The sequence below is a fragment of the Pantoea sp. CFSAN033090 genome (assembly GCF_001264395.1).
In the GTDB taxonomy this organism is placed as follows: domain Bacteria; phylum Pseudomonadota; class Gammaproteobacteria; order Enterobacterales; family Enterobacteriaceae; genus Pantoea; species Pantoea agglomerans.
The window spans coordinates 197106-219297 of the sequence record NZ_LGYX01000008.1 but is presented as its reverse complement, the minus strand read 5'-3'; the positions used below and the strand labels follow the sequence as shown (position 1 = coordinate 219297).

Here is a 22192-nt window from a genome sequence, read left to right as displayed (position 1 = left end):
CCCACCTTTGATAGCAAAGGTGGTTTTTGTCTGCATATCAACAGATGCAACGCGTATTAACCCTCGATTATGCAAGGGATTAATAAGATGCACACATTATCTGCTGATGATGAATACGGTAAACTGAATTCCCCGATGCTGACTTAAAAATTTCAAAAAAGATACTTCACTGGCTCTTGGTGACTTAATGATAAACCCTGTATTGGCTATGGGTTTATATCTTTAGGTTCCATATCACCGTTGCTGCTAAGTCATTGCACTGTCGTTCAGAATAAAACCTCAAGAGAAGCGTTAAAGATAGGTAACGTAAAGTATCCCTTTGCTCTTTTCAGGATTAAACCAGTGCATTTTTACTTCCAGAGGTAATTTGGTCAGCGATTCAGGATTCATCAGGTCAGCAGTAGTGACCACAGCCTTACCACGGGCGGGATCATAACAGTCAAACACAACAGGATTTTTTCCGACATTCATATTACATGAACCATTAGTAATGGCTCCGCTGAAGGTGAGCATGCCTGAATTTGAATCCGCAATAACCGGTCCGGCCAGGGCAATCAGCAACGTGCTAATGCAGACAGATAAAAAAGATTTCATTGTGCGTCCTCCTGAGTATGTATCACCTGTTATCGGCTCACATTCCCAAAGATTAAGTGCTGAGTGAACGAATAAATGTAAATGTACGAACGCTTAGCCCAATGAAATCCCTTAAAAAACTTTTGTTAAGAATAATCCTAATCCAGCCAGCTAACGAGAGTGTAGACCATCGCTGGATAAATTTTCTTTCTTACATTCATTTTTTATTATGGCCTTGTAGCAGCAAATCATGGCCGCCTGTTACTTAATGACGCTTTACAATCGTTAACACGCTATGCATAGCGCCTTCCGTTAGTGGAAAAGGTCATGATTAATGTGACGGTGGTAAACAGCAGGTAACTCTTCGCGCTTTAGATGACTTCACTACGCTGCTATTAAAGGCTTCCATTGATCATGATTGAACAGTCAATATAAAATATCCGAAGAGAATGTCTATTTTACTCAAGCCATTCTCCTGCTGATTAATATTGCCAAAACACGTTCAGCTTATTCCAGATACTGGCTGAAACGCAGCAGATAACCATCGGGGTCCTGCACCAGAAACTCCCGCTGACAGGCGGTGGTCTCACCGGTGTCATAGTGGTTGTCCCGAAGCGGCCGATAGAGCTGAACAGCATGCTGCTGCAAACGCGTCAGCACAGCCTGAACATCATCAATTTCAATCTGGAAATTAATACCCCGCCCCAGCGGCCAGCGCAGATCGGCTATGTTCCAGCCCTGCGGATGGAACTGCTCAATCATCAATTGCACCTCTCCATAGCAGAGGTAAGCAAAATCAGGCTGCTGGCGCTGAATTCTCACACTGAAACCCAGCACCACGGTGTAAAAATGCAGCGAAGCGGCAAAGTCAGTGACGGTCAGTTCTGGCACCATAGGGTTCCAGTAAAGGGTTTGATTATCACTCATAGTAAGGTTCCATTTTGATCGGTTACTCTCCCCTCTGATCACCGGCTCTGGATTGTGCTTTGCAGCTCATCCAGCATCAGCCGCAGTGCAGCAGACTGGTGCTCACGCGACAGGTAAAGCCCCCATATGCCGATACGTTGCGGCTCATAATCGGGCAGTAATTTTACCAGCTTCCCTGTTTCCAGTGCGTGGCGAGCCTCCTGCTCAGGCACCATCGCTATCCCGCAATGCGCTATCGCCGCGTCACACAACAGTGAAGAGATACCCGCACTGAAATTTCCTCTGACGGCAACCGCGATTTTCTCCCCGCCAGCCGCCGTAAAATGCCAGCTCTGTCCGGCAAAGCGACTGTAGTAGAGGCAGTTATGCTGAGCCAGATCGTCCGGGGTTTCCGGGTTACCCCGCGCCTTAAGATACTCAGGTGAGGCGCAGAGTACCGAGTGGCATTCGCCGAGACGGCGCGCGATCGCCCCCGGCTCTGGCGAGTCGGTGATGCGGATAGCGAGATCGATGCGCTCACCAATCAGGCTTACTGGCTGATTGTTAATTTCCAGCTCAATGCGCAGTGCCGGATAACGCGCCAGAAAATCGGGGATCACCGGGCCGACAAGATGAAGAGCCGTAAAGTGGGCGCAGGCGATGCGAAGCGTTCCGGCCGGGACGCCCTGGGTAGTTTCCTGCTGGATCGCCTCTGAGATCAGGGCCAGCTGACGGGTTTTTTGCAGGATCGCCTCACCGGCAGGCGTAAGGGTCAGCTGGCGAGAAGAGCGATGCAGCAGACGCGTTCCCGCCCACTTTTCCATCTCCTCCAGATAACGGCTGACCATCGGGCGGGAGATCCCCAGCGATCGTGAGGCGGCACTCAGGCTGCCCAGTTCACATATCCGGTTGAAAACGGCTGCCGCCGTGACTCTGTCCATCCACTCCACCTGTTCGGATTATGAAACTCAGCATCTCTGATTGCGGGAATTCTAACAGATAGCCAGATGCGTAGAATAGCACCACTGATACTGAACATTGCCCGTTACGCCTGCCTGAGTCGGGCATTTATCTCTGAGGATCCTCAATAAAAACTAAGCTGTTACCTGTGATGCTGGTGCTGGCCTCGGCCTCCGCCAGCGCGGCCACCCTGCAACTGCAAACCTATAATCCGCAGGAAAAGGGCATCTTTGCCGTCTCCTCAACGCTGGTTAGTGGGCCAACCGAAGCGATTCTGTTTGATGCCCAGTTCAGCACCCAGGACGGTGAAAAACTGGCAGAGATGATTAAAAAGAGCGGAAAAACGTTAAAGGAAATTGTGATCACTTCTGGCGATCCCGATTTCTACTTTGGTCTGGAGCCAATTGTTAAAGCCTGGCCGGACGTGAAGGTAGTTGCCGCGCCGGCGGTGGTGAAGCATATCCAGCAGACGCATGACGCCAAGCTGAAATACTGGGGTCCACAGATGAAGCAGGGCGCGCCGGATAAGGTGTTTGTGCCTGAAGTGACCCATCAGACCCGCTTTAGCGTCGACGGCGAGGTGCTGGAGCTGCGTCATCCGGAGCAATACGCCGCTTATATCTGGATCCCGTCTGCGAGCACCATTCTGGGCGGTACCGCCCTCTCCTCGGGCATTCATGTCTGGACGGCTGACACTCAGACCGTTCAGAGCCGCGCTGAATGGCGTCATATCCTGACCGAAATGAAGACGCTGAACGCGAAGAACGTGATTCCGGGTCACTATCTTGGTGCCCGTCCGGCCGGTTCACAGGCGGTGGATTTCACCCTGAATTATCTGAAGAGTTTTGAAGCGGCGCTGGCGCAACATAAAACCTCAGCGCAGGTGATTACCGCCATGAAAGCCGCCTGGCCGAAACTGGCAGAACCGGCTTCACTGGAACTCAGCGCCAAAGTCAATACCGGCGAGATGAAGTGGTAAACCCCGCTGAGAGGCCAGCTGACTACCGGGTTTGCAACGTTTAAGCAGACCCGGCTGAACCCATTGACCTGATCTAAAGATGCCCGGGCGCTATCTTTTAGCCAGATAGCGCCTGTCATCGCGCGCCTGCAACCGCGCCTCCGCTGGTGAGGGGAAGATATAGTGAAACAGATCGCGGTAAAAACTCAGGTGCTTCAGCAATCCTTCCTGTATGGATTTACTGATGTCTTTGATCAGAAATTCCTGGGTGGTGCTGAAGTTAGTCACGCTAAAAAAGGTTTTGTCATAGACGTTGACCACACCTTCCCATTTCATCACCTGCTCTTCCGGGGAAGCCCCTTCAGAGGCGACAAATATCCCTTTATGAGATTTCACACCCTGCTTGCTGACATAGGTAGTTAACGCATCATAGCCGCGCTTGTTACGCCAGCGGCAGAATTCGTAGGGCACATCGTAATGGGGCAGCACAAAGTCCGGACTACGAAAATGTTCATCACCAATTAACCCATCCAGCGTAACCGTGAAATGCAGAAAGTCCTGCAGGAAGTCGAACTGGCGGGTTTTAGTCAGTGTGACATTAATGGTGTAGTGACCTGCATGCACATACCAGTAATTGGTAAAGCCGGTGACCAGAATACAGAACGCCTGCCAGTCACTGAGTCTTCGATCCCCCGCCAGCCCCCTGAAACGACTGATCATCATCCGTGATTTGGGATGCTGATACGCTTTCAGCAGCGGATCGTTCATACCTTTCAGTAACATCAGGCACACTCCTTGATAGATTGCGCTTATCCTGCCACGCCCTGATCAGGGTGAAAAGTGTCGTTGGTCTGAATGTGACCCCCATTAAGATTGGGCGGGAGGCGTGGAACGGACTGCGGGATCGCGGGGAGGGGTTGGCGTTTTAAATTCGTCAGAGAGGGGAAACCGGAGGCATCGATAATGAAACAGGATGCCCGCCTTACGGGCTGGCCTGTCAGAGCTTCGCGAGCGTCTTCAGCGTTTCTGGGTTCTGCTGCACCATGCGGATCAGTAAAACAGCCTGGGCGTTAGGTCTCGCCCTGCCCTGTTCCCTGCAACCCCACCAGTACCTCACTTAAGTGCGTGACCAGCTTCCGCACTTTATCCGGGATAAAGCGGGCATCGGGGAACACTGCATAAAGATAGCGGTCGGGAAGCCGCCATTCCGGTAAAACCCGCACCAGTCGGCCGGATGCCAGCGCGTCTGCGCCGATAAGTGTTTGTAACCCACCGATCCCCAGCCCCGCTTCAAGGGCCTGCATCATTGCATCACTGTTGTTAGAACGAAATGCACTTTCCACCGGCACAGACACCCTCGTGGTCGCGGACACCAGCTGCAGCGGCGCATCGGGCGATACGCCGCTAAAACGTATGTGGGGATGGTGCTGCAGGTCACTGGGAGTTTGCGGCGTGCCGTTTCGCGCTATCCACTCAGGGGAAGCCACCAGCACGGTTTCAACCGTGGTGAGTGAACGGGCAGCCAGTGTGGCGGGCGGCGATTCGCTGAGGCGGATTGCCACATCAACGCCTTCACCAATGAGATCCGACAGGCGATCCTCCAGCGCAATATTCAGACGCAGTGCGGGATGCGCCTGCTGGAATGCAATCAGATACGGCATAAGCCGCTGCCCGATGCCGCTCGGTAGTTGCATATAGAGTTTGCCGTGAAGAGGCTGCGACTCAGGCCGTAGTTGCTGCTCCAGCTCTTCCATCGCGCTGAGCAGCTGCCTGACCTGCTGCAGATAATGCTGACCCTGCTCCGTCAGCGCCATTTTGCGGGTGGTGCGGTGCAGCAACACAACCCCCAGCGCCTCTTCAAGCGCGGCAATCTGCTGGCTTATCGCCGACTGCTTCATGCCGTTTTGCCGGGCCGCCGCCGAAAAAGATCCCGCTTCCGCCACCCGGATGAAGGTCTGAATCGCATTCAGTTTGTTCTGCATTTATTGATTTTCCTGATAAGTGACATCCGGTTCAGGGGATTTAATCAGAAATAAACGCAGGTGAGAATGCAGCTTCTCTCTTAACAGGGCAATGATCATGAAAACGACGCAGGATAAGAAGGTTGCGCTGGTGGCGGGTGCCAGCGGGATTGTCGGTCAGCAACTGAGTCAGGCGCTGGTAGCAGACCACTGGCAGGTCAAAGCACTGACGCATCGGTCAGACTATGCAGTCAGCGGCACAGAGGTGATTGCGGTTGATCTGCGCGATAGCCAGCAGTGCCAGCAACGGCTGGCATCACTCACCGACGTCACGCATATCTTTTACAGCGCCTGGCTGAACGCTTCTGACTGGGGAACGATGGTCGGGCCAAATCTTGCCATGCTGCAAAATCTGGTTCAGACCATGGAGGATGTCGCCCCACTTGAGCATGTCAGTCTGATGCAGGGATACAAAGTGTATGGCGCCCATCTCGGACGCTTTAAAACGCCGGCGCGGGAAAGCGATCCTGGTGTACCGGGTGCTGAGTTTAACGCCGCGCAGCTGAACTGGCTGAGCGCACAACAGCAAGGTAAAGCCTGGCACTGGAGTGCGCTGCGGCCCGGTGTGGTCGGCAGTGACAGGCCGGGCAACAGCATGAACCTGGCGCTGAGTCTGGCGCTGTACGCTTCAATCTGTCGCGCGGCGCGGCTGCCCTTACGCTTTCCCGGTTCGCCGGAAACCTGGCACAGTATGGTCGATTTTACCGATGCCACTCTGCTGGCCGACGCGACGATCTGGGCCGCACGCACTTCTGACGCACGCAATCAGGCGTTTAATATCAACAACGGCGATCTCTGGCGCTGGAGTGAACTGTGGCCGGTCATTGCAGCGTGGTTTGAACTGGAGATCGCGCCGCCGGTTTCGCTGTCGTTCCGGCAACTATTTCAGGATTATCGTACGCTGTGGCGGGAAATCGCCGCTGCCGACGCGCTGCTCCAGCCCGACATTCTTGCGCTCAGTGATGGTGTCTTCGCTGATTTTGTTTTTGGCTGGGATTACGACATGTTTGGCGACGGCAGCAAACTGCGGCGGGCGGGATTCCACGGTTATCGCGCAACGGATAAGATGTTCTGCGATCTGTTTGCCCGCTTCCGGGCGGCCCGGATCATTCCGTGATGATCCGCTGATTACAGATGCAGAGAGCAGGAAAGTCGCTCTCTGCATCGGGCCATCATTAGCGCCCTTTCTTCTTACGTCCCGGTTGGACAAAGCGCTTGCGTGAGGCACCGTTAGCATCCGCTTTTTCAGCGGGTTTCGCCGCACTCTTCTGCGATTTTTTAGCGGCGGCCGGTTTCGCCGGAGCTTTAGCTTTTTTCGCTGGTTTATCTTCTGAAGAGGAGTTCTCCAGCAGTTTAAACAGCTCAACGAGTTCGTCGTCAGTGAGATCGCGCCATTCCCCCAGCGGCAACCCCTTGAGATTAACGTTCATGATGCGGGTGCGCTCAAGCTTCGTCACTTCAAAGCCAAAATGCTTACACATGCGGCGGATCTGGCGATTCAGCCCCTGGACCAGCGTGATGCGGAAGACAAACGGCGCTTCTTTCTTCACTTTGCACTTTTTGGTCACCGTGCCCAGCATCGGCACGCCTGCGCTCATTCCGGCAATAAATTCATCAGTGATCGGCTTGTCGACCGTAACGACATACTCTTTTTCGTGGTTGTTACCGGCCCGCAGGATCTTGTTGACCAGATCACCGTGGTTGGTAAGGAAAATCAGGCCCTGAGAATCTTTGTCGAGTCGGCCAATCGGGAAGACGCGCTTGCTGTGATTGACGAAATCGCTGATGTTATCGCGCTCGCCCTCTTCCATGGTGGTGATAATCCCCACCGGCTTATTCAAGGCAATCAGCACCAGATCGTCTTCATCGCGCGGCTCGATAAGCTGACCATTGACCTTCACCACATCGCCTGCAAATACCTGCGCGCCTACAGTGGCGCGTTTGCCGTTAATGAAAACGTTGCCCTGCTCGATGTAACGATCGGCGTCACGACGGGAGCAGATGCCGCTCTCGCTGATGTATTTATTAAGACGAGTTGATGAGTCAGTCAGCATGATTCCTCCAAAAAACGCGGACTATACCTTACCGGCGGGGGCTTGCGAAGTCTTTGCACCGGAAACTTTTGCTCTGCTTTGCCAGCCTGACGGCAGCGGGCATTCACAGATCAATCGCCATCTCAGTACAGCGCAAATCGCTGCCCGCCAGCTTTGACGGATAGAAACTTTCGCCCAGCGGCCGGAAGCCATGCTGCTGGTAAAAACCCACGGCGTTCGGCGTCGACGCGAGCGTCAACCGGCGGTAGCCACGCTGCAGCGCCTCCGCTTTGATGGTGTTGATGATTAGGCCCGCCATTCCCTGTCCGGTGAACCCAGGCAGGGTAAAAATGGCTTCCACGCTGGCGGCGGCAAGGTCCAGCGATCCCATAGCAACCGGTACGTCGTCCGGACCATCAATCACGAAGAAGGGATTCATGCGGATCATTGCGGGAAAGCTGGCGGGCATGCGGTCCGGCGTCCAGGCGGCGAGCACGTCGGGTGGATAAGCATGCTGGCAGCCATGACGGATGGCCAGATTTCTGATGTTCCATAAATGGTGCGCCTCTTCGGGCGATGCCTGTCTGACAATCATAGTGCCCTCCGGCTCTGCAACAGAACCGCTACGTTATCACATCGCTTTGCGGCTATCTGCGAATACCGCCGGGTTCAGTGCCCCTGGCCTCGCCGCAGTTACGCGCGGTCATGAAGCGCTGCTGCATCAGCAACCGTGCTGTTTCTGTGTTGCTGCATTTGCAACAGCTCGCTTATGCAAAACTGGATTTTAATCCTTTAACTTCAATTATTTAATCTCTGGCATGGTTACTGCTTGGTCTTTTCTTTTATATCTGAAAGTTTGGAAGATTTAACTGTTCCATTAATCCAGCTATATGCCAGGAGAAAACCATGTCACTGAACCAACCTTTACAGTTCGCCTACTGGGTGCCGAATGTCTCGGGCGGACTGGTGATCAGTCAGATAGAGCAGCGTACCCGCTGGGATGCCGAATACAACCGCAAACTGGCGCAGATCGCTGAACAGGCGGGTTTTGATTACGCGCTGACGCAGATTCGCTTTACTGCAGGATATGGCGCAGATAATCAGCATGAATCGGTCACATTCTCGCAGGATTTACTTAGTCACACCTCGAAATTAAAAGTGATTGCCGCTCTGCTTCCCGGCCCGTGGAATCCGGTATTGGCGGCAAAGCAGATTGCCACTATCAGCCATCTTTATGGTCCACGCATCGCCGTTAATATTGTCAGCGGCTGGTTCCGGGGCGAGTTCAAGGCAATTGGTGAACCCTGGCTCGATCATGAAGAGCGCTATCTGCGTTCAGAAGAGTTTATTCGCTGCCTGCGCGGCATCTGGCGTGAAGAGAGTTTTAGCTTTGCCGGCGATTTTTATCGCTTCCGCGATTACGTGATGAAACCCAAGCCGTTGTCACCGCTCCCGGAAATTTTCCAGGGTGGCAGTTCACGCGCGGCGCGCGACATGGCCGCCAGGGTGTCAGACTGGTATTTTACCAACGGTAATACCCCGGACGGTGTCCGTCTGCAGGTCGCGGATATCCGTGAAAAAGCCGGACGTAAACAGCATCAGGTCAGAATCGGGCTGAACGGTTTTGTGATTGCCCGCGAGAGCGAACAGCAGGCGCAGGCGGTGCTTCATGAGATCATCAGCAAAGCCAACCCGGATGCGGTAAAAGGCTTTCAGCATGAGGTCAAAAATGCTGGCAGTGCCTCACCCGAAGGAGAGGGGAACTGGGCGAAATCGTCGTTTGAGGATCTGGTGCAGTACAACGACGGCTTTAAAACCAATCTGATTGGCACACCGCAGCAGATTGCTGAACGCATTATCGAACTGAAGCAGGCCGGTGTGGATCTGCTGCTGCTGGCATTTCTGCACTTTCATGAAGAGGTCGAATTCTTTGGCCGCGAAGTGATACCGCGGGTCCGCGAACTGGAGGCGCAGGCTTTGATCGAAGCGTGAAAAAGGTACGCCACAGAAGAGAGTTATACCCGACTGCATCCGGGGTGTGATGAACGTTCAGATCTGCTGCAACGTCGCCCGCCGCTATCATTATGAGAGCGACGGACAACGTCTGCAGGGCTTTTCACTCCGCAAAGCAGATCGGTTAAAAGCGGGCGTTAAGCCCGACGTTCCATGTCACCTGATGCATGTCGCTGTTGCCTGTTACCGCCGAGACGCCCGCAAAGGCATTCACCGAGGTGCCAAGCGGCACGCTCGCACCCACCGCCATATCGATCCAGTTATCATCACTGGAATCGCTGCTGCGGGTAAAGGCGGTGCGGGTCGATTTCAGTCCGGCGGTGACCGCCGAATCGCTGTCACCAAACTGGTGGTTGTAGCTGACCTGCGCCCAGGGATTGATCAGCAAATCTTTGCTGTCGATACGCCAGCCCACAGCGCCGATTTGAGAGTGCAGCGTCTGGTCGCCAAAGCGCATTGAGGTGCTGCTGTTGCCTTCCTCTTTATAGCCATCGACCTGGGTGTAGTCGAGCGCATAGCTGGCCACCGGGCCGGTAGAAACATAGCTACCCAGCGGCAAATCCCAGCCGGTCTGCAGCCGCATTCCCAGCACCTTACCATTGCTGTTGCCCTTTTCCGTGCGGGTCGCCGGTCCCAGCCTGATCTGACGCTCAATATCATCAAAGTCGAGATCGGCATAATGGGCGTCCGCATTAATCCATCCCCGATCGAGATAATTCAACTGACTCCAGAGTGCCACCAGATTGCCGCGTAAACGGTAATCAAAGCGCGACGAGGGATCCTGACGTTGCGAGGTCGTAGAGAGCATGGCACCGGCCTGCCAGTGATCGGTCAGCTGATAGCCCACACCCACGGTGCCGCTGGCGCTGGTCGCATCGCCATCCTGCAGGCTGTCGCCGCGGAAATCACGCTGCTGCCCGGCATAACCGCCGAAAACAGTAAACTCGCCAGCACTGGCGGGCTGCTGACGCTGCTGCTGCAGATGTCCATCCAGCGTATTGCGCGCATCGCCCACCAGCATCGACGGCGCCTGACTCAGTGCAGCTACCTGCAGCGGCGCATTCAGCACCGACTGAATGTAATCGGCGATCAGCGCATGGACCGCCGGGCTGGGATGCAGTCTGTCTGCAAACAGATACTGCTGTGACTGCGAAAATCCTGTCGTCGAGGAGGTGCAGTCCATCGCCGAGACACCTGGCGGACAGGCCATTCCGGCCGTATTCGTGAGTCCATACAGGCCCGGATTATCGATCACCTCATTAAACAGGCCATTGATATCCACTCGTGCGATGTTCCCGCGTGCGGTCACCAGCCCCTGCTCTTCAGCCTGGTTGTAACGGTCGGTGAGGGCCGCCGCCTCCTGACTCAGTAACTGCCAGGCGGCAATCAGCTGCTGTGCAATGGCATCCCGGATCAGCGGAATTGAAGAGATTTGTCCGGCCGCCTCGCCAAGCGCGGTTTCAATCGCCTGCTCTCTTGCGGCACGGTCAGGCGTAGTGGTGGTGCTCAGCGACTGAAACAGCGCCGCCGTGGCAGGTTGTGCCGCTGGGCCAAGCACCTGCAGAATCGCCTGCAGCAGGGCGGGCGTTGCCCCTACATTAGGTACCGTCGGTACAATCACCGTTCCGGCTCCGGCATCCAGCAACCGGCTGACCTGTGAGGCCGCTGCACTGGCGCTGTTATCCACTATCTGCCGGGCAGCGAGAGGGGCAAGAGCCGCCGCCGCTAAATCATTGCCGCCAATCCAGTGAATATAGAGACCGTCCGAATCAGCTCGTCCGCCTCGCGCCGCAAGGTAGTTATCAAGCTGATCCTGAGTGTTAAACAGGGGATTAATTGCAGGTACCGCAACTGCGCCACCTTCGGCATAGTTGCTTCCGCCCTGCGATGAAGGGCGCAGGTTATCACCCAGCGACTGCGCTACGATCTCGTCATAGAGCGGATGGGTCGCGCCATCATAGGTAAAGCGCCCGACGTTCCCGCCATCACTCAGGCTATCGCCAAAGACGGTGAGGTCGCTCCAGGCCATCGCAGGCAGCGGCGACAGCAGGCTCAGGGTGGCACAGCAGAAAAGGTATTGCGCGTGAAGGGGTTTCATCAGCAGCTCCGCACAAATCAAATGAAAGTCAGTATGAGTAAGAACCGCACCGGCTAGCGCAGCAAGCTGTAAGCGTAGACGGCTGAGGAAAGGGGTGGCAGAAAATACGGGATCGCGCTCGCAAAGCGGAGAAATTTGACTTAAAGATCAGCCGTGCTGGTTCAGGTGAAATACCGGGAACCCACCACGGCGTCGTTACACTGGCTACTTTTTGCTGGCGGGCTTCAGCCCGCGATTAAGATCCTGTAACCGTTTCATCGTCTTAACGGTACGCTGTGGCAGCGTTGAGGCAACGGACAGGATCAGCATCTCCAGACAGACCATAATCGTGCCGTGCAGGGGAATGCGTCCCTTCTCGCCGCCGCGCGGCACATTGATTACGACATCCGCCTCGCGGGCGAAAAAGGAGTCGGTGGCGTTGGTCAGCAAAATAATCGGAATATCCAGCCGCTTCGCTTCACGCACCACGGTTGTCCCTTCCCGGTGCGCCGACTGTTGCGCCATCATGATCAGCACGTCGCCACGCTGTAGCGCCAGCATCTGCTCTGCCAGCGCAATTCCTGCACGGTTAAGGGAAAAGGCGGGCAGACCGATACGGTTGAGCAGCCGCACGCTGTAGTCCGCCAGAATACCTGAGGCGTTGATGCCAAAAATAGCGACCTGCCGCGCTTCGCCCAGCAGCGCCACGCTATCCGCTACCGCCACCCGATTCTGCGGCTGCGACAGCACATCACAGGCGTGACGGTGGCCCTCCAGCACAAAGTCGATGGCGCTGTTCACATCACTGGTCACCTCACTGACGGTGGTAATCATCTTATCTTCAGAGGTCAGCGAAGGACCAAACCAGGCCTTTAGTGTCTGTTTGAGGTCGCGCAGCCCGCTAAAGCCCAGCGCCTGAATCGCGCGGATTACAGTGGCATCAGAGGTGTGATTCGCCACAGCGATCTCCATCGCGGTGCTCTCCAGCACCGTTTCCCGCTGTTGATCGATATAGCGCGCCACCGCCAGCAGGCGGGGTGAAAGCTGCTTTTCACGGGCGCGAAGACGTTCTGCCACCACATCCACTCTGTTTTTAACGGGCCTGCTCTGTTTCATGCTGCACCTGCAACTAGGGTTAAATGTGTGAAAGACTCATTGCTAGTCTGGCTAAATGGAGAGTTTAAGGGCCAGGAGATGTAGTAAAAACGTCATGCTGTTTTATATTTCACCTGAAGAAGATGTGTATTTAACCAAACCCCTCACCTCCATATAAAAATATATTCATTATTTTCAATAAGATAAAAATGCCAGCCGATCTTTTTGCAGCGATAAACGATACGGCAAAAATGTAGTCAATTCTATTCAAATTATGTTTACTACTACAATAGCGGATGTTTGAATGATTCTCAATTACAGATGAGAAAGGTTGTCGTCCGGCCGGCATAATGACCTTGAAGGCCTGATACTGATCTCCTCTGTTTAAACGCTGCATATTGCAGAACACCTCCAGGGTAGACCTGCAAGACAGACAGATTGTCAGTCGTCAGGTCCTTTGCTTCAGATACGAAAAGAAAAATGAAAAATAAATACTCACGATATCCGGCCCGGCACCCCGCTCTGGTCGTGGCGATCTGCAGCAGCATTATGCTGCCACAGGTCAATGCAGCAACCGACAGCGCTCCGGATATGACCGTGACCGCGGATGCCAGTTCAGAGGGAAATTACAGCGCCACTCAGAGTAGCGTCGCCAGTAAAATGCCGACCGCGCGGATCGATGAGGCGCAGTCGGTCAGCGTGGTCACGCAGCAGCAACTGGACGATTACCAGGCAAGCTCACTGGCGGATGCGATGCGCTTTGTCAGCGGTGTGACCGAAGCGAACACGCTGGCTGGCACCGAAGATGGCTTTGTACGACGCGGATTTGGCAGCAACGCCGATGGCTCCATCTACCGGGATGGCATCCGCAGCAGTCAGGGATTGAATTTCGATGCCACGACCGAGCGGGTTGAGGTGCTGAAAGGCTCCTCCTCGCTGCTGTATGGCATTCAGAATCCGGGCGGCATTATCAATGTAGTCAGCAAAAAGCCGCAATACAGCTGGCACTCCAGCGTCAGCGGACGTTACGCCAGTGAAGGTGGCGGTGCGGGCACCCTGGATGTCACCGGTCCGCTGGGCAACGGCTTCGCCTTCCGCCTGATCGCCGAAAAGCAAAATCAGGATTACTGGCGCAACTTTGGCAGTGAAGAGCACACACTGCTGGCACCCTCTCTGCAATGGTATGGCGAGCAGGCAAGTTTTCTGATCAGCTATGCCGACTACCGCTATGACATTCCCTACGATCGCGGCACGGCCTTCATTGACGGCAAGCCAATCGACATCGGTTATAAAGATCGGCTGGATGACAAAGCCAATCACGCCTGGGGCCATAACAAAACCCTGAATGCCCACTATGACTGGCAGTTTAATGATGAGTGGCGCACCCGGTTAACCCTGGGCTGGAACCAGCGGCGCTATGACAACAATGAAGTGCGCGTGACGGCGGTGAACGCCAGCAGCGGCGTGGTCACACGTCGCGCCGATGCCAATCGCGGGTTTAACCACAAAACCAAATATCTGAGCTGGGATCTGCTGGGTAATCCCGAAATTCTGGGTATGCAGCACGCGCTGGTGGTGGGCACCGACTATGAGATGAACCAGACTTATCGCGCCCATCAGTATCAGGGCAAGGTCAACCGCCAGTTCAACTATTACACGCCTGAATATGACCTGCTGTCACCGGTCACGGACGCCAGCACGGAAAATAGCGCAGCAGCCAATAACCTGAACCGCATTCATAGCCGATCGCTCTACGCCAAAGACAGTATTTCTCTGTCACCCGACTGGATTGTGGTGCTGGGCGGTCGTTATCAGCATTATGAACAGCGCGCCTCGCGCGGCTTTAATCCGCAGGTGGAAACCCTGAATGATGAGGGTAATAAGTTTCTGCCGCAGGCGGGGGTGATCTACAAACTCACACCTGACCTCTCTTTCTACACCAGCGTCAGTAAGTCGTTCACCCCGTCAACCGACGTGGATGATGATGGCAATGTCGGCAAACCGGAACAGGGCACCAGCTGGGAGGTTGGCAGTAAATGGCAACTCTCGCCGAAACTGTTCGCCACCGTCGCGCTCTATCGGATAGACGAAAAAGCGATGTCGCTGAATATTAATGGCAGCACGCGGGCCATTGATAAAGCCCGATCGACCGGCGCTGAGTTTGAGCTGAACGGCGAAATTGCACCCGGCTGGGATTTAAGTGCGAACTACAGCTATGATCAGGCAGAGATCGTTAATGACCGGGTTAATCCGGATAACAATGGCAATCGTCTGCAGAATGCGCCGCGCCATGCCGGTGCGCTCTATCTCAGTCATGAGATGCAAATCAGCAGCCTGCCCGGCTCGTTCCGGCTCGGTGGTGGTGCTCGCTATGTCGGCAGCCGTGCGGGCGATCCCGATAACAGTTTCACCCTGCCCGACTATGTGGTGGCAGACAGTTTTGTGGCATGGAACAACCGCCTGTTCGGTGAAAAAACGCAGCTGCGTCTGAACATCAATAACCTGTTTAACCAGCACTATTACAGTTCAAGCGGCGGCAACCTGCGCGTCCGTGAAGGTGAAACCCGCAACCTGATGGTACAGGCCCGTGTTGAATTTTAAATCGCTGCGCTGTGCGTTATTAATGCTGAGTGTGATACTGGTCAGCGCTGGCGCACACGCCCGCACGCTGACCGACATCACCGGCCGTAAGGTAGAGATACCCGACCATCCGCAGCGTATTGTGCTGGGTGAAAGCCGGATGCTCTACAGCGTCGCGCTGCTGATGCCCGGCAATCCGCTGCAGCATATCGCTGGCTGGCCACAGGATCTGAAAAAGTATGATCCCCAGACCTGGCAGATTTTTGCCAGTAAGTTTCCGCAGATGGAGGGAATTCCGGTACTGGGTCTGGATGGCGTCAATGACATGAATCCCGAACAGGTGATCGCACTGAAACCGGACCTGGTGATCCTGCCGCAGCTGGCGCGCGGCAGTGAAAGCGGAGCAGTGCTGGAGAAGATGCTCAGCGCGGCGCATATCCCGGTGGTGAAGATCGATCTGCGGGTTGAGCTGCTGAAAAATACCGAGCGCAGCATGACTCTGCTGGGCGAGGTGCTGAATCAGCCCCAGCGGGCTGCTGACTTCAATCGCTTTTACCGCAGCCACATGCAGCGCATTGAGAGCCGACTGGCGGGCTATCACGGTGCTAAACCTAAAGTTCTTTTGCAGCTGCATCTCGGGCGGCGCAGTGAATGCTGCGTGACGTCGGTGAATGGCAACCTGGGTGAGCTGCTGCGCTTTGCCGGGGGCGACAACATCGCCAGTCAGCAGATCAAAGGCGTGTTCGGGCGGCTGAGTGAGGAGAGAGTGATTGCGGCACAGCCAGACTATTACTTCGCCACCGGCACCGGCAGCGCCGATGAAGCGGGAGCCTTAAAACTCGGCCCCGCCGTCACAACAGCGCAGACCCGGCAGAGCCTGCTGGCGCTGACCGGTCAGCAGAATGCGCTGAAGCAGCTGACGGCATTGCGGGACGGTCATGCCGGGGCAATCTGGCACAACTTTTACCTCAGTCCGTGGCACGTGGTAGCGACAGAGTTCTTCGCCACCACGCTCTATCCGCAACTGTTCCGCGATGTCGATCCTGAACAGACATTGCGGCAGCTGTTCCATGATTTCCTGCCGATCCCCTATTCGGGCAGCTACCTCTACCGGCTCGCACCGGAGGCGACGCCGGACTCAGGCGGCTGACAGCCCGCGATTTTTCACCCGGACGATATCGGCCATCACCGACAGCGCAATCTCCGCCGGGGTTTTGCTGCCGATAGGCAGGCCGATGGGCGCATGGATGCGGTCCAGTTCGGCACGATCCATGCCGGCGATCTGTTGCAGTCGCGTCCGTCTTTTCTCGCTGTTTTTCGCCGAGCCCATGATGCCGATATAGAACGCGGGTGTCGCGATCGCCTCCATCATCGTCAGGTCATCAATGCGGGGATCGTGGGTCAGTGCCACAATCGCCACCGCTGCATGCGCGCCGTTCAGCTCCAGCCAGCGCGCCGGATGCTGTGACACCAGCGTCACGTTGTCCGCAGCGCTGAAGTGGCTCTCCAGCTCCGTCAGCATCTCCGGTCGGTGCTCACAGACCCGCACATGAAATCCCAGCATCTGCCCGAGCCGGATGCACTCATATGCCACAGTCGAGTAGCCCGCGATCAGCAGTTCCGGTATCGCACCAACCGGCAGTAACATCTGCTGTTCACTGGCATCCAGCGCAGGCAACACCCTGTCAGGGGCGAGCACTTCCCACTGCGCACGTTCGCCGGGTCGTATCATTTTCACCATCGGCTGCTGTCCGCTCAGCGCGCGCTGCATGGCCGTCAGCAGCGCCAGCGTGGCATCATCGGGCGGCAGAAACTCAATGACGATCTCCAGGCTGCCGCCGCACGGCAGGCTGACGTCAGGACGCATTCCGCCTTCACCGTACCGCACCCGCTGACTGCTGGCGCGATAGGCTCCTGCCGCCAGTTGCGCCAGAAAGTCCTCTTCAATGCAGCCGCCCGACAGCGATCCGCAGTAAGCACCCGTTTCGTTGACCGTCATCAGGGTGCCAGGCGCGCGCGGCGAAGATCCATAGGTGCGCAGCACCGTGCAGAGCCAGACCTGCTGACCCGCCTGGCAGCTGCTCAGTGCCGCATTAATCACACGTTGATCCAGCGTAATCATGAAAATTCCTTTATTAACTGCAGATCAGCAGGGAGATCGATATCACACAAACAGCCGCGATCCTGAAGCGGCAGCCGGACGGCGAGTGACTTCACCGCCGCCTGCGGCCCGGCATCGCCCTGTAGCGTGCTCAGCATCGGATAGCAGGGGTGCTGAAAGCCCACCGGATGGCCCGGCCTGCCGTCAATCCACGGCCTGACGATCGGCGCGTCCGCCAGCGCAGCGCTGACGGCGCGGTAACTTTCAGGCGTGACAAACGGCATATCGCCCAGCGCAATCAGCCAGCCGTCATAATCACGGCTGGCTTTGACACCTGCGGCGATTGATTCGCCCAGCCCGCCGCTGTCACACAGCACCAGGGTAGCCTGCGAGCACAGCGCCTTAAGCGCAGCGGCGTCCGGACGCGTGACCACAAACAGGTCAAGACCACTGGCAGCGGCCTGCTCCAGCGTGCGTTGCAGCACCGGTTTGCCATTCAGATCGGCCAGCAGCTTATGCTCACCCGCCTGCTGGCGAAAACGGCGACTCAGCCCGGCGGCCAGCACAATCAACGCTATCTTCACTCTTTCTCTCCGCTAAGCGTGAAAAACGGGCGCAGGTTTCAGCCCGCGCCCGCATATCCTCACATCGACCTGCTGGCAGCAGGTCAGGAGCAGGCTCAGATAATCTTATCGAGAGTAATAGGTAAGTCGCGCACCCGCTTACCGGTGGCATGGAACACCGCATTACTGATCGCTGCCGCCACGCCCACGATACCCAGCTCACCCACGGCTTTACCGCCCATGGTGGTCGCCTCAAAATCGGGCTCGCCAACGTTGATGGTGGTAATGCTCGGGATGTCACCGTTAACCGGCACCAGATAGTCCGCCAGGTTGTTGTTGATCACCCGACCATTGCGTGGATCGACGATGCCCTCTTCCATCAGCGCCTGACCGACGCCCATGATCATGCCGCCAATCCACTGGCTGCGCGCCAGTTTAGGGTTGTAGAGACGACCGCTGTCGAGCGCCGCCACCATCCGTTTGACCCGGATAGTGCCGAAATCTTCATCGACCCGCACTTCCACAAACTGCGCGCTCCAGCTGTGGGCCGAGAATTTTTCAGGGCGGCTCATGTCATTAAGGTTGCGCACCATCTTGTCGCGCTCGCTCTGTGACAGATCGTCCGGGAAAGTGCCGCCTTTCACCGTCAGACTCTCCGCCGGTGCCAGGCTTGCCAGCCGGGCAAATGAGACCGCCAGACCGCTGCGCAGATTATGCTGAACCCCGTCGCCTTTCAGCGTGAGCTGAGATGCCGGAGTGCCATTCAGTGGCGACTGTGGCAGCTCGCTGGCGAGTTTCAGCAGCTGGTCGCGCATTCGTCTGGCGGTATCGTTCACTGCCGCGGTCACGTTGCCCGCAAGCTGCGATCCACCTGCGACACCGGCACGCGGCAGCTCAGTATCACCCAGCTGAACCTCAATGGTGGTGGAGGCGACGCCAAGAATGTCGGCAGCGGTCTGCGCCAGGATGGTATAGGTCCCGGTGCCGATATCCGCACCGGCGCACTGCACCACAAATTTACCCTGTGGGGTCAGGATGATTTTTGCCTCAGCAGGCAGTTTGTTGACCGGATAGGTGCCAGAGGCCATGCCCCAGCCAATCAATTCACGCCCTTCGCGCATCGACCGCGGCGTCATAATGCGCTTATCCCAGCCAAAGGCCTCAGCCCCTTTCTGATAGGCTTCTTTCAGGCGACGCGAACTCCACGGCAGATCGAGCTGATAATCTTTGTCCGCCCAGTTGCGCAGACGCAGTTCCAGGGGATCGATATTCAGGGCATAGGCCATCTCGTCCATCGCCACTTCCAAGCCAAAGGCGCTGGGGTTTTCACCTGGCGCCCGCATCCAGCCTGGCGTCACGGTATTGATCGGCCTGACCTGATGCTGGGCGGAGACGTTGCCCACCGCATACATGCGGGCGGTGACTTTGCTGCAGTTCTCAGCAAATACATCGATTAATGAGGTTTCACTGAAGCTGCGCTGGATAATCGCCTGGATTTTGCCGTCACGCGAGGCACCCAGTTCCAGCTGCTGCGAGGTGGCGGGACGTCCGCCCAGACCAGTAAAGGTCTGCGGTCGGGTCAGCGACACTTTGATAGGACGCTTCAGCGCTCGTGATGCCACACTGGCCAGTGCGACGTGGGTGTAAGGCACCGGCTTGGACCCAAATCCCCCGCCGACATAGGGCGAAATAATCCGCACATCTTCAACGTCAATGCCCATCCACTCGGCGATTTCCACCTGCGCGCCTGCCACCCACTGACTCGGCTCCCAGACGGTCATGCGTCCATCCTGCCACTCAGCGACACAGGCGTGCGGTTCCATCGGCATGTTGTATTCGCGCGGCGTGGTATAGCGCTGGCTCAGACGCACCTCGGCCTGCTGCATCGCCGCCTGTGCATCGCCCATATCGATATCCTGTTTCGATACCGGTTTCGGTTCGACACCCTCATCGGTGGCAAAAATCAGTGCAGGCGAGGTTTCATAGTCGATCTCCACCAGCGAGGCGGCATAAGTTGCCTGCTCAAACGTCTCTGCCACCACCAGACCGATGTTCTGGCCGTTGTGAATAATCACATCGTCCTGAATCGGGGTATAGGTTGACTGCGCCGCGCCGCCGTCTGCAATCGCGGTAGGTTTGTTGATCTTCAGGCTATTCAGATGGGTATAAACCGCCACCACTCCCGAGGCCTGCTGCGCCTTTTCCGTAGACATCCGGCTGATACGGCCGCTGGCAACAGTAGACTGGATCACCACGCCATAGAGCGGATTTTCCGGCTGATGTTCTACCGCATACCGCGCCTCACCGGTGACTTTTACTTTGCCGTCACCCCGCGAGCGCCCGGCGCCCAGTCCCTCAATCGGATCGGTGGTTTCTGGTTCCGCCGTGGCAGTATCGCTGGCACTGGCGCTTTGCATACTCAGCCCCAGGCTGCCCGCCGCTGAGATCGCCGCCGTCGCCTTCAGTAACTCCCGACGTGATTTGTCATTTACGTCACTCATGCGGTTTCTCCTGCTGCCATCAGCGCACGTGCAATCACACGCGGCGCCAGTTTTACTTTATAGGCGTTGTGGGTCAGCGCCTGCGTCTCCTGAATAATCAGTTCTGCCGACTGGAAGACCGTCTCTTCATTAAACGGCTGGCCCTCCAGCGCCTGCTCCACCGACCTGACCCGCCAGGGTTTGGTGGCGACGCCGCCCAGCGCAATATGGACCTGACGCATCACGCCGTTCTCCAGCGTGAAGCCTGCGGCCGCGCTGGCTGCAGCAAACTCATAAGAGCTGCGGTCACGGACTTTAAGGTAGTGTGAGTGCCGCAGTGACTCGGTTTGCGGCACTTCAATGGCCACAATAATTTCGTCATCGCGCAGATCGTGCTCACGATCAGGTGTGTCACCCGGCAACAGGAAGAAATCATCAATCGCGATGCGACGGGTTTCGCCCTGCTGATTCTGCAGGACCACGATGGCGTCAAACGCCACCAGCGCCACCGCCAGATCGCCGGGATAGACCGCGATGCAGCTGTCGCTGGCGCCCAGGATGGCATGATTGCTGTTAACGCCATCCAGTGCGGCGCAGCCGGAACCCGGATTGCGTTTGTTGCAGGCGGAAAAGGTCGCCGGATCGCGGTAATAGGCGCAACGGGTACGCTGGCGTAAATTACCGCCCAGCGTGGCCATGTTACGAATCTGCGGTGAAGCGGCCTGCCACAGGCTGCCGTAGATGGCTGGCGCGTTCTGCTGGCAGGCGGGATGATCTGCCAGGCCGCTCATGGTGACCAGCGCGCCGGCCGTGATCTTATCGTCGTCAAACTGCAGGTTTTTAAGCCCGGTCAATCCAGTGATGCCGATGAGCTGCGGCGGCGTGAAGACCCCACACTTCATCAGATCGAGTTGTGTGGTGCCCCCTGCCAGAAACTGGCTGCCAGACTGCTGTTTCAGGGCTGCGGCTTCCTCAGGCGACTGCGCGACTTTCCAGCTGAATTCATTCATGCGGACTCCTTCGCCATCTCTGCTGCGGCCTGTTTAATCGCATCCACAATGTGCGGATATGCTCCACAACGGCAAAGGTTGCCGCTCATATACTCACGGATCTCATCTTCTGAACCCGCATGGCCCTCTTTGATGCAGGCGACGGCGGACATAATCTGACCCGGTGTACAGTAGCCGCACTGGAAGGCGTCATTCTCCATAAAGCAGCGCTGCACCGGGTGCAGCTCACCTTCGGTGGAAGCCAGCCCTTCAATGCTGGTCACTTCGGCGCCATCCGCCTGAGCCGCCAGCGTCAGGCAACTCAGCACCCGCTGACCATTAATCAGTACCGTGCAGGCACCGCACTGCCCCTGATCGCACCCTTTTTTGGTGCCGGTCAGGTTAAGATGCTCACGCAGCGCATCAAGCAGGGTGACACGGGGATCGACCTGCATCTGCTGCGACTGACCATTAACCTGCATTGTTAGCGATATTTTTTCCGACATTGTCTGCTTCCCATTGTTGGGGGCCAAAAGATTTAATTTTTTATAGGTTTATTTCTGACGGGGTTCGAATCGGGGGAAAATCGTGATAACCCTAATCTTTACGCGCGTATCTCTGCTTTAAGGTTTAGCAGCTTTTTGGCAATTTTGCGGGGAAGCCGGGAAAAGTAAGTGTTATCTGAATGGCGGAGCGAGGTTGAATCGGGATAAATATGTGTTCATACAACGCTCATCTAAATGATTTTATTAATTTTATTGAAAAAAGCTTTTATAGCCGTCGTTCATAGGGTTTATCTGTCCGCCTCATTAATCCTGCCGCGAAATGTGTAACCCTGAAAGG

At 56.2% G+C, this 22192-nt stretch carries 19 protein-coding genes and 1 pseudogene; 5 read left to right on the top strand and 15 right to left on the bottom strand.

The window, feature by feature from the left end; genetic code table 11:
* Positions 1-291: 291 nt before the first annotated feature.
* From AFL22_RS10265 to AFL22_RS10255, 3 genes are all read right to left on the bottom strand, one after another.
* Complete coding sequence (locus tag AFL22_RS10265) at positions 292-594, bottom strand: hypothetical protein (RefSeq protein ID WP_022624523.1); 303 nt, start codon at positions 592-594, stop codon at positions 292-294.
* A 486-nt stretch (positions 595-1080) separates the two neighbouring features.
* Complete coding sequence (locus AFL22_RS10260; RefSeq protein ID WP_052271332.1) at positions 1081-1500, bottom strand: VOC family protein; 420 nt, start codon at positions 1498-1500, stop codon at positions 1081-1083.
* Between the two features lie 38 nt (positions 1501-1538).
* Complete coding sequence (locus AFL22_RS10255; protein WP_052271331.1) at positions 1539-2420, bottom strand: LysR family transcriptional regulator; 882 nt, start codon at positions 2418-2420, stop codon at positions 1539-1541.
* 146 nt (positions 2421-2566) lie between these two features.
* On the opposite strand from AFL22_RS10255, the gene AFL22_RS10250 reads away from it, so the two are divergent.
* On the top strand, positions 2567-3418 hold the full coding sequence (locus AFL22_RS10250) for a Vmh family MBL fold metallo-hydrolase (protein WP_052271330.1): 852 nt from the start codon (positions 2567-2569) through the stop codon (positions 3416-3418).
* A 90-nt stretch (positions 3419-3508) separates the two neighbouring features.
* Here the strand turns inward: AFL22_RS10250 and AFL22_RS10245 are convergent, their stop codons facing one another.
* The 3 genes and pseudogenes from AFL22_RS10245 to AFL22_RS10240 form a co-directional block, all read right to left on the bottom strand.
* Positions 3509-4180, bottom strand: a complete 672-nt coding sequence (locus AFL22_RS10245; RefSeq protein WP_033773531.1) for a hypothetical protein — start codon at positions 4178-4180, stop codon at positions 3509-3511.
* Between the two features lie 214 nt (positions 4181-4394).
* Positions 4395-4490, bottom strand: a pseudogene (locus AFL22_RS24490) (transcriptional regulator); the annotation flags it as partial.
* Positions 4468-5379: a LysR family transcriptional regulator gene (locus AFL22_RS10240; RefSeq protein ID WP_052271329.1), complete on the bottom strand. Its 912-nt coding sequence runs from the start codon at positions 5377-5379 to the stop codon at positions 4468-4470. The gene AFL22_RS10240 and the pseudogene AFL22_RS24490, both read right to left, overlap by 23 nt.
* Before the next feature lie 97 nt (positions 5380-5476).
* Here AFL22_RS10240 and AFL22_RS10235 point away from each other — a divergent pair, with 97 nt between their 5' ends.
* The gene (locus AFL22_RS10235) at positions 5477-6535 is read left to right on the top strand and encodes an SDR family oxidoreductase (RefSeq protein ID WP_052271372.1); all 1059 of its coding nucleotides are present in this window, start codon (positions 5477-5479) and stop codon (positions 6533-6535) included.
* Positions 6536-6593: 58 nt separating this feature from the next.
* Here the strand turns inward: AFL22_RS10235 and rluF are convergent, their stop codons facing one another.
* Both rluF and AFL22_RS10225 read right to left on the bottom strand, forming a co-directional pair.
* Positions 6594-7472, bottom strand: coding sequence for a 23S rRNA pseudouridine(2604) synthase RluF (gene rluF, locus AFL22_RS10230; RefSeq protein ID WP_052271328.1), 879 nt, complete (start codon positions 7470-7472; stop codon positions 6594-6596).
* Positions 7473-7575: 103 nt separating this feature from the next.
* Positions 7576-8046 (bottom strand): GNAT family N-acetyltransferase, encoded by a 471-nt coding sequence (locus tag AFL22_RS10225; RefSeq protein ID WP_010670550.1) that lies wholly within the window; start codon positions 8044-8046, stop codon positions 7576-7578.
* A gap of 311 nt (positions 8047-8357) precedes the next feature.
* On the opposite strand from AFL22_RS10225, the gene sfnG reads away from it, so the two are divergent.
* Positions 8358-9443 carry a dimethylsulfone monooxygenase SfnG gene (gene sfnG / locus AFL22_RS10220; RefSeq protein ID WP_052271327.1) on the top strand — a complete coding sequence of 362 codons (1086 nt, stop codon included), beginning with the start codon at positions 8358-8360 and terminating at the stop codon, positions 9441-9443.
* A 145-nt stretch (positions 9444-9588) separates the two neighbouring features.
* Here the strand turns inward: sfnG and AFL22_RS10215 are convergent, their stop codons facing one another.
* Both AFL22_RS10215 and AFL22_RS10210 read right to left on the bottom strand, forming a co-directional pair.
* Positions 9589-11562 carry an autotransporter domain-containing esterase gene (locus AFL22_RS10215; protein ID WP_052271326.1) on the bottom strand — a complete coding sequence of 658 codons (1974 nt, stop codon included), beginning with the start codon at positions 11560-11562 and terminating at the stop codon, positions 9589-9591.
* A 204-nt stretch (positions 11563-11766) separates the two neighbouring features.
* Entirely contained in the window at positions 11767-12657 is an 891-nt protein-coding gene (locus AFL22_RS10210; RefSeq protein ID WP_052271325.1) for a MurR/RpiR family transcriptional regulator, read from the bottom strand.
* Positions 12658-13116: 459 nt separating this feature from the next.
* Between AFL22_RS10210 and AFL22_RS10200 the strand changes: the two genes are divergently transcribed.
* Together AFL22_RS10200 and AFL22_RS10195 are read left to right on the top strand one after the other, a co-directional pair.
* Positions 13117-15237 (top strand): TonB-dependent siderophore receptor, encoded by a 2121-nt coding sequence (locus AFL22_RS10200; RefSeq protein ID WP_052271323.1) that lies wholly within the window; start codon positions 13117-13119, stop codon positions 15235-15237.
* Positions 15238-15259: 22 nt separating this feature from the next.
* Entirely contained in the window at positions 15260-16366 is a 1107-nt protein-coding gene (locus AFL22_RS10195) for an ABC transporter substrate-binding protein (RefSeq protein WP_156311590.1), read from the top strand.
* Here AFL22_RS10195 and AFL22_RS10190 read toward each other — a convergent pair.
* From AFL22_RS10190 to AFL22_RS10170, 5 genes are all read right to left on the bottom strand, one after another.
* Entirely contained in the window at positions 16355-17338 is a 984-nt protein-coding gene (locus AFL22_RS10190) for an XdhC family protein (RefSeq protein ID WP_052271321.1), read from the bottom strand. The genes AFL22_RS10195 and AFL22_RS10190 overlap by 12 nt on opposite strands.
* The gene (locus AFL22_RS10185) at positions 17335-17901 is read right to left on the bottom strand and encodes a nucleotidyltransferase family protein (RefSeq protein WP_033768802.1); all 567 of its coding nucleotides are present in this window, start codon (positions 17899-17901) and stop codon (positions 17335-17337) included. The genes AFL22_RS10190 and AFL22_RS10185 overlap by 4 nt, the downstream gene beginning before the upstream one ends.
* Positions 17902-17996: 95 nt before the next feature.
* Positions 17997-20381, bottom strand: coding sequence for a xanthine dehydrogenase family protein molybdopterin-binding subunit (locus AFL22_RS10180; protein ID WP_022624538.1), 2385 nt, complete (start codon positions 20379-20381; stop codon positions 17997-17999).
* Entirely contained in the window at positions 20378-21370 is a 993-nt protein-coding gene (locus AFL22_RS10175; RefSeq protein ID WP_052271320.1) for a xanthine dehydrogenase family protein subunit M, read from the bottom strand. The genes AFL22_RS10180 and AFL22_RS10175 overlap by 4 nt, the downstream gene beginning before the upstream one ends.
* The gene (locus AFL22_RS10170) at positions 21367-21831 is read right to left on the bottom strand and encodes a (2Fe-2S)-binding protein (protein ID WP_010246905.1); all 465 of its coding nucleotides are present in this window, start codon (positions 21829-21831) and stop codon (positions 21367-21369) included. Before AFL22_RS10170 ends, AFL22_RS10175 begins: the two co-directional genes overlap by 4 nt.
* Between the last annotated feature and the right edge of the window lie 361 nt (positions 21832-22192).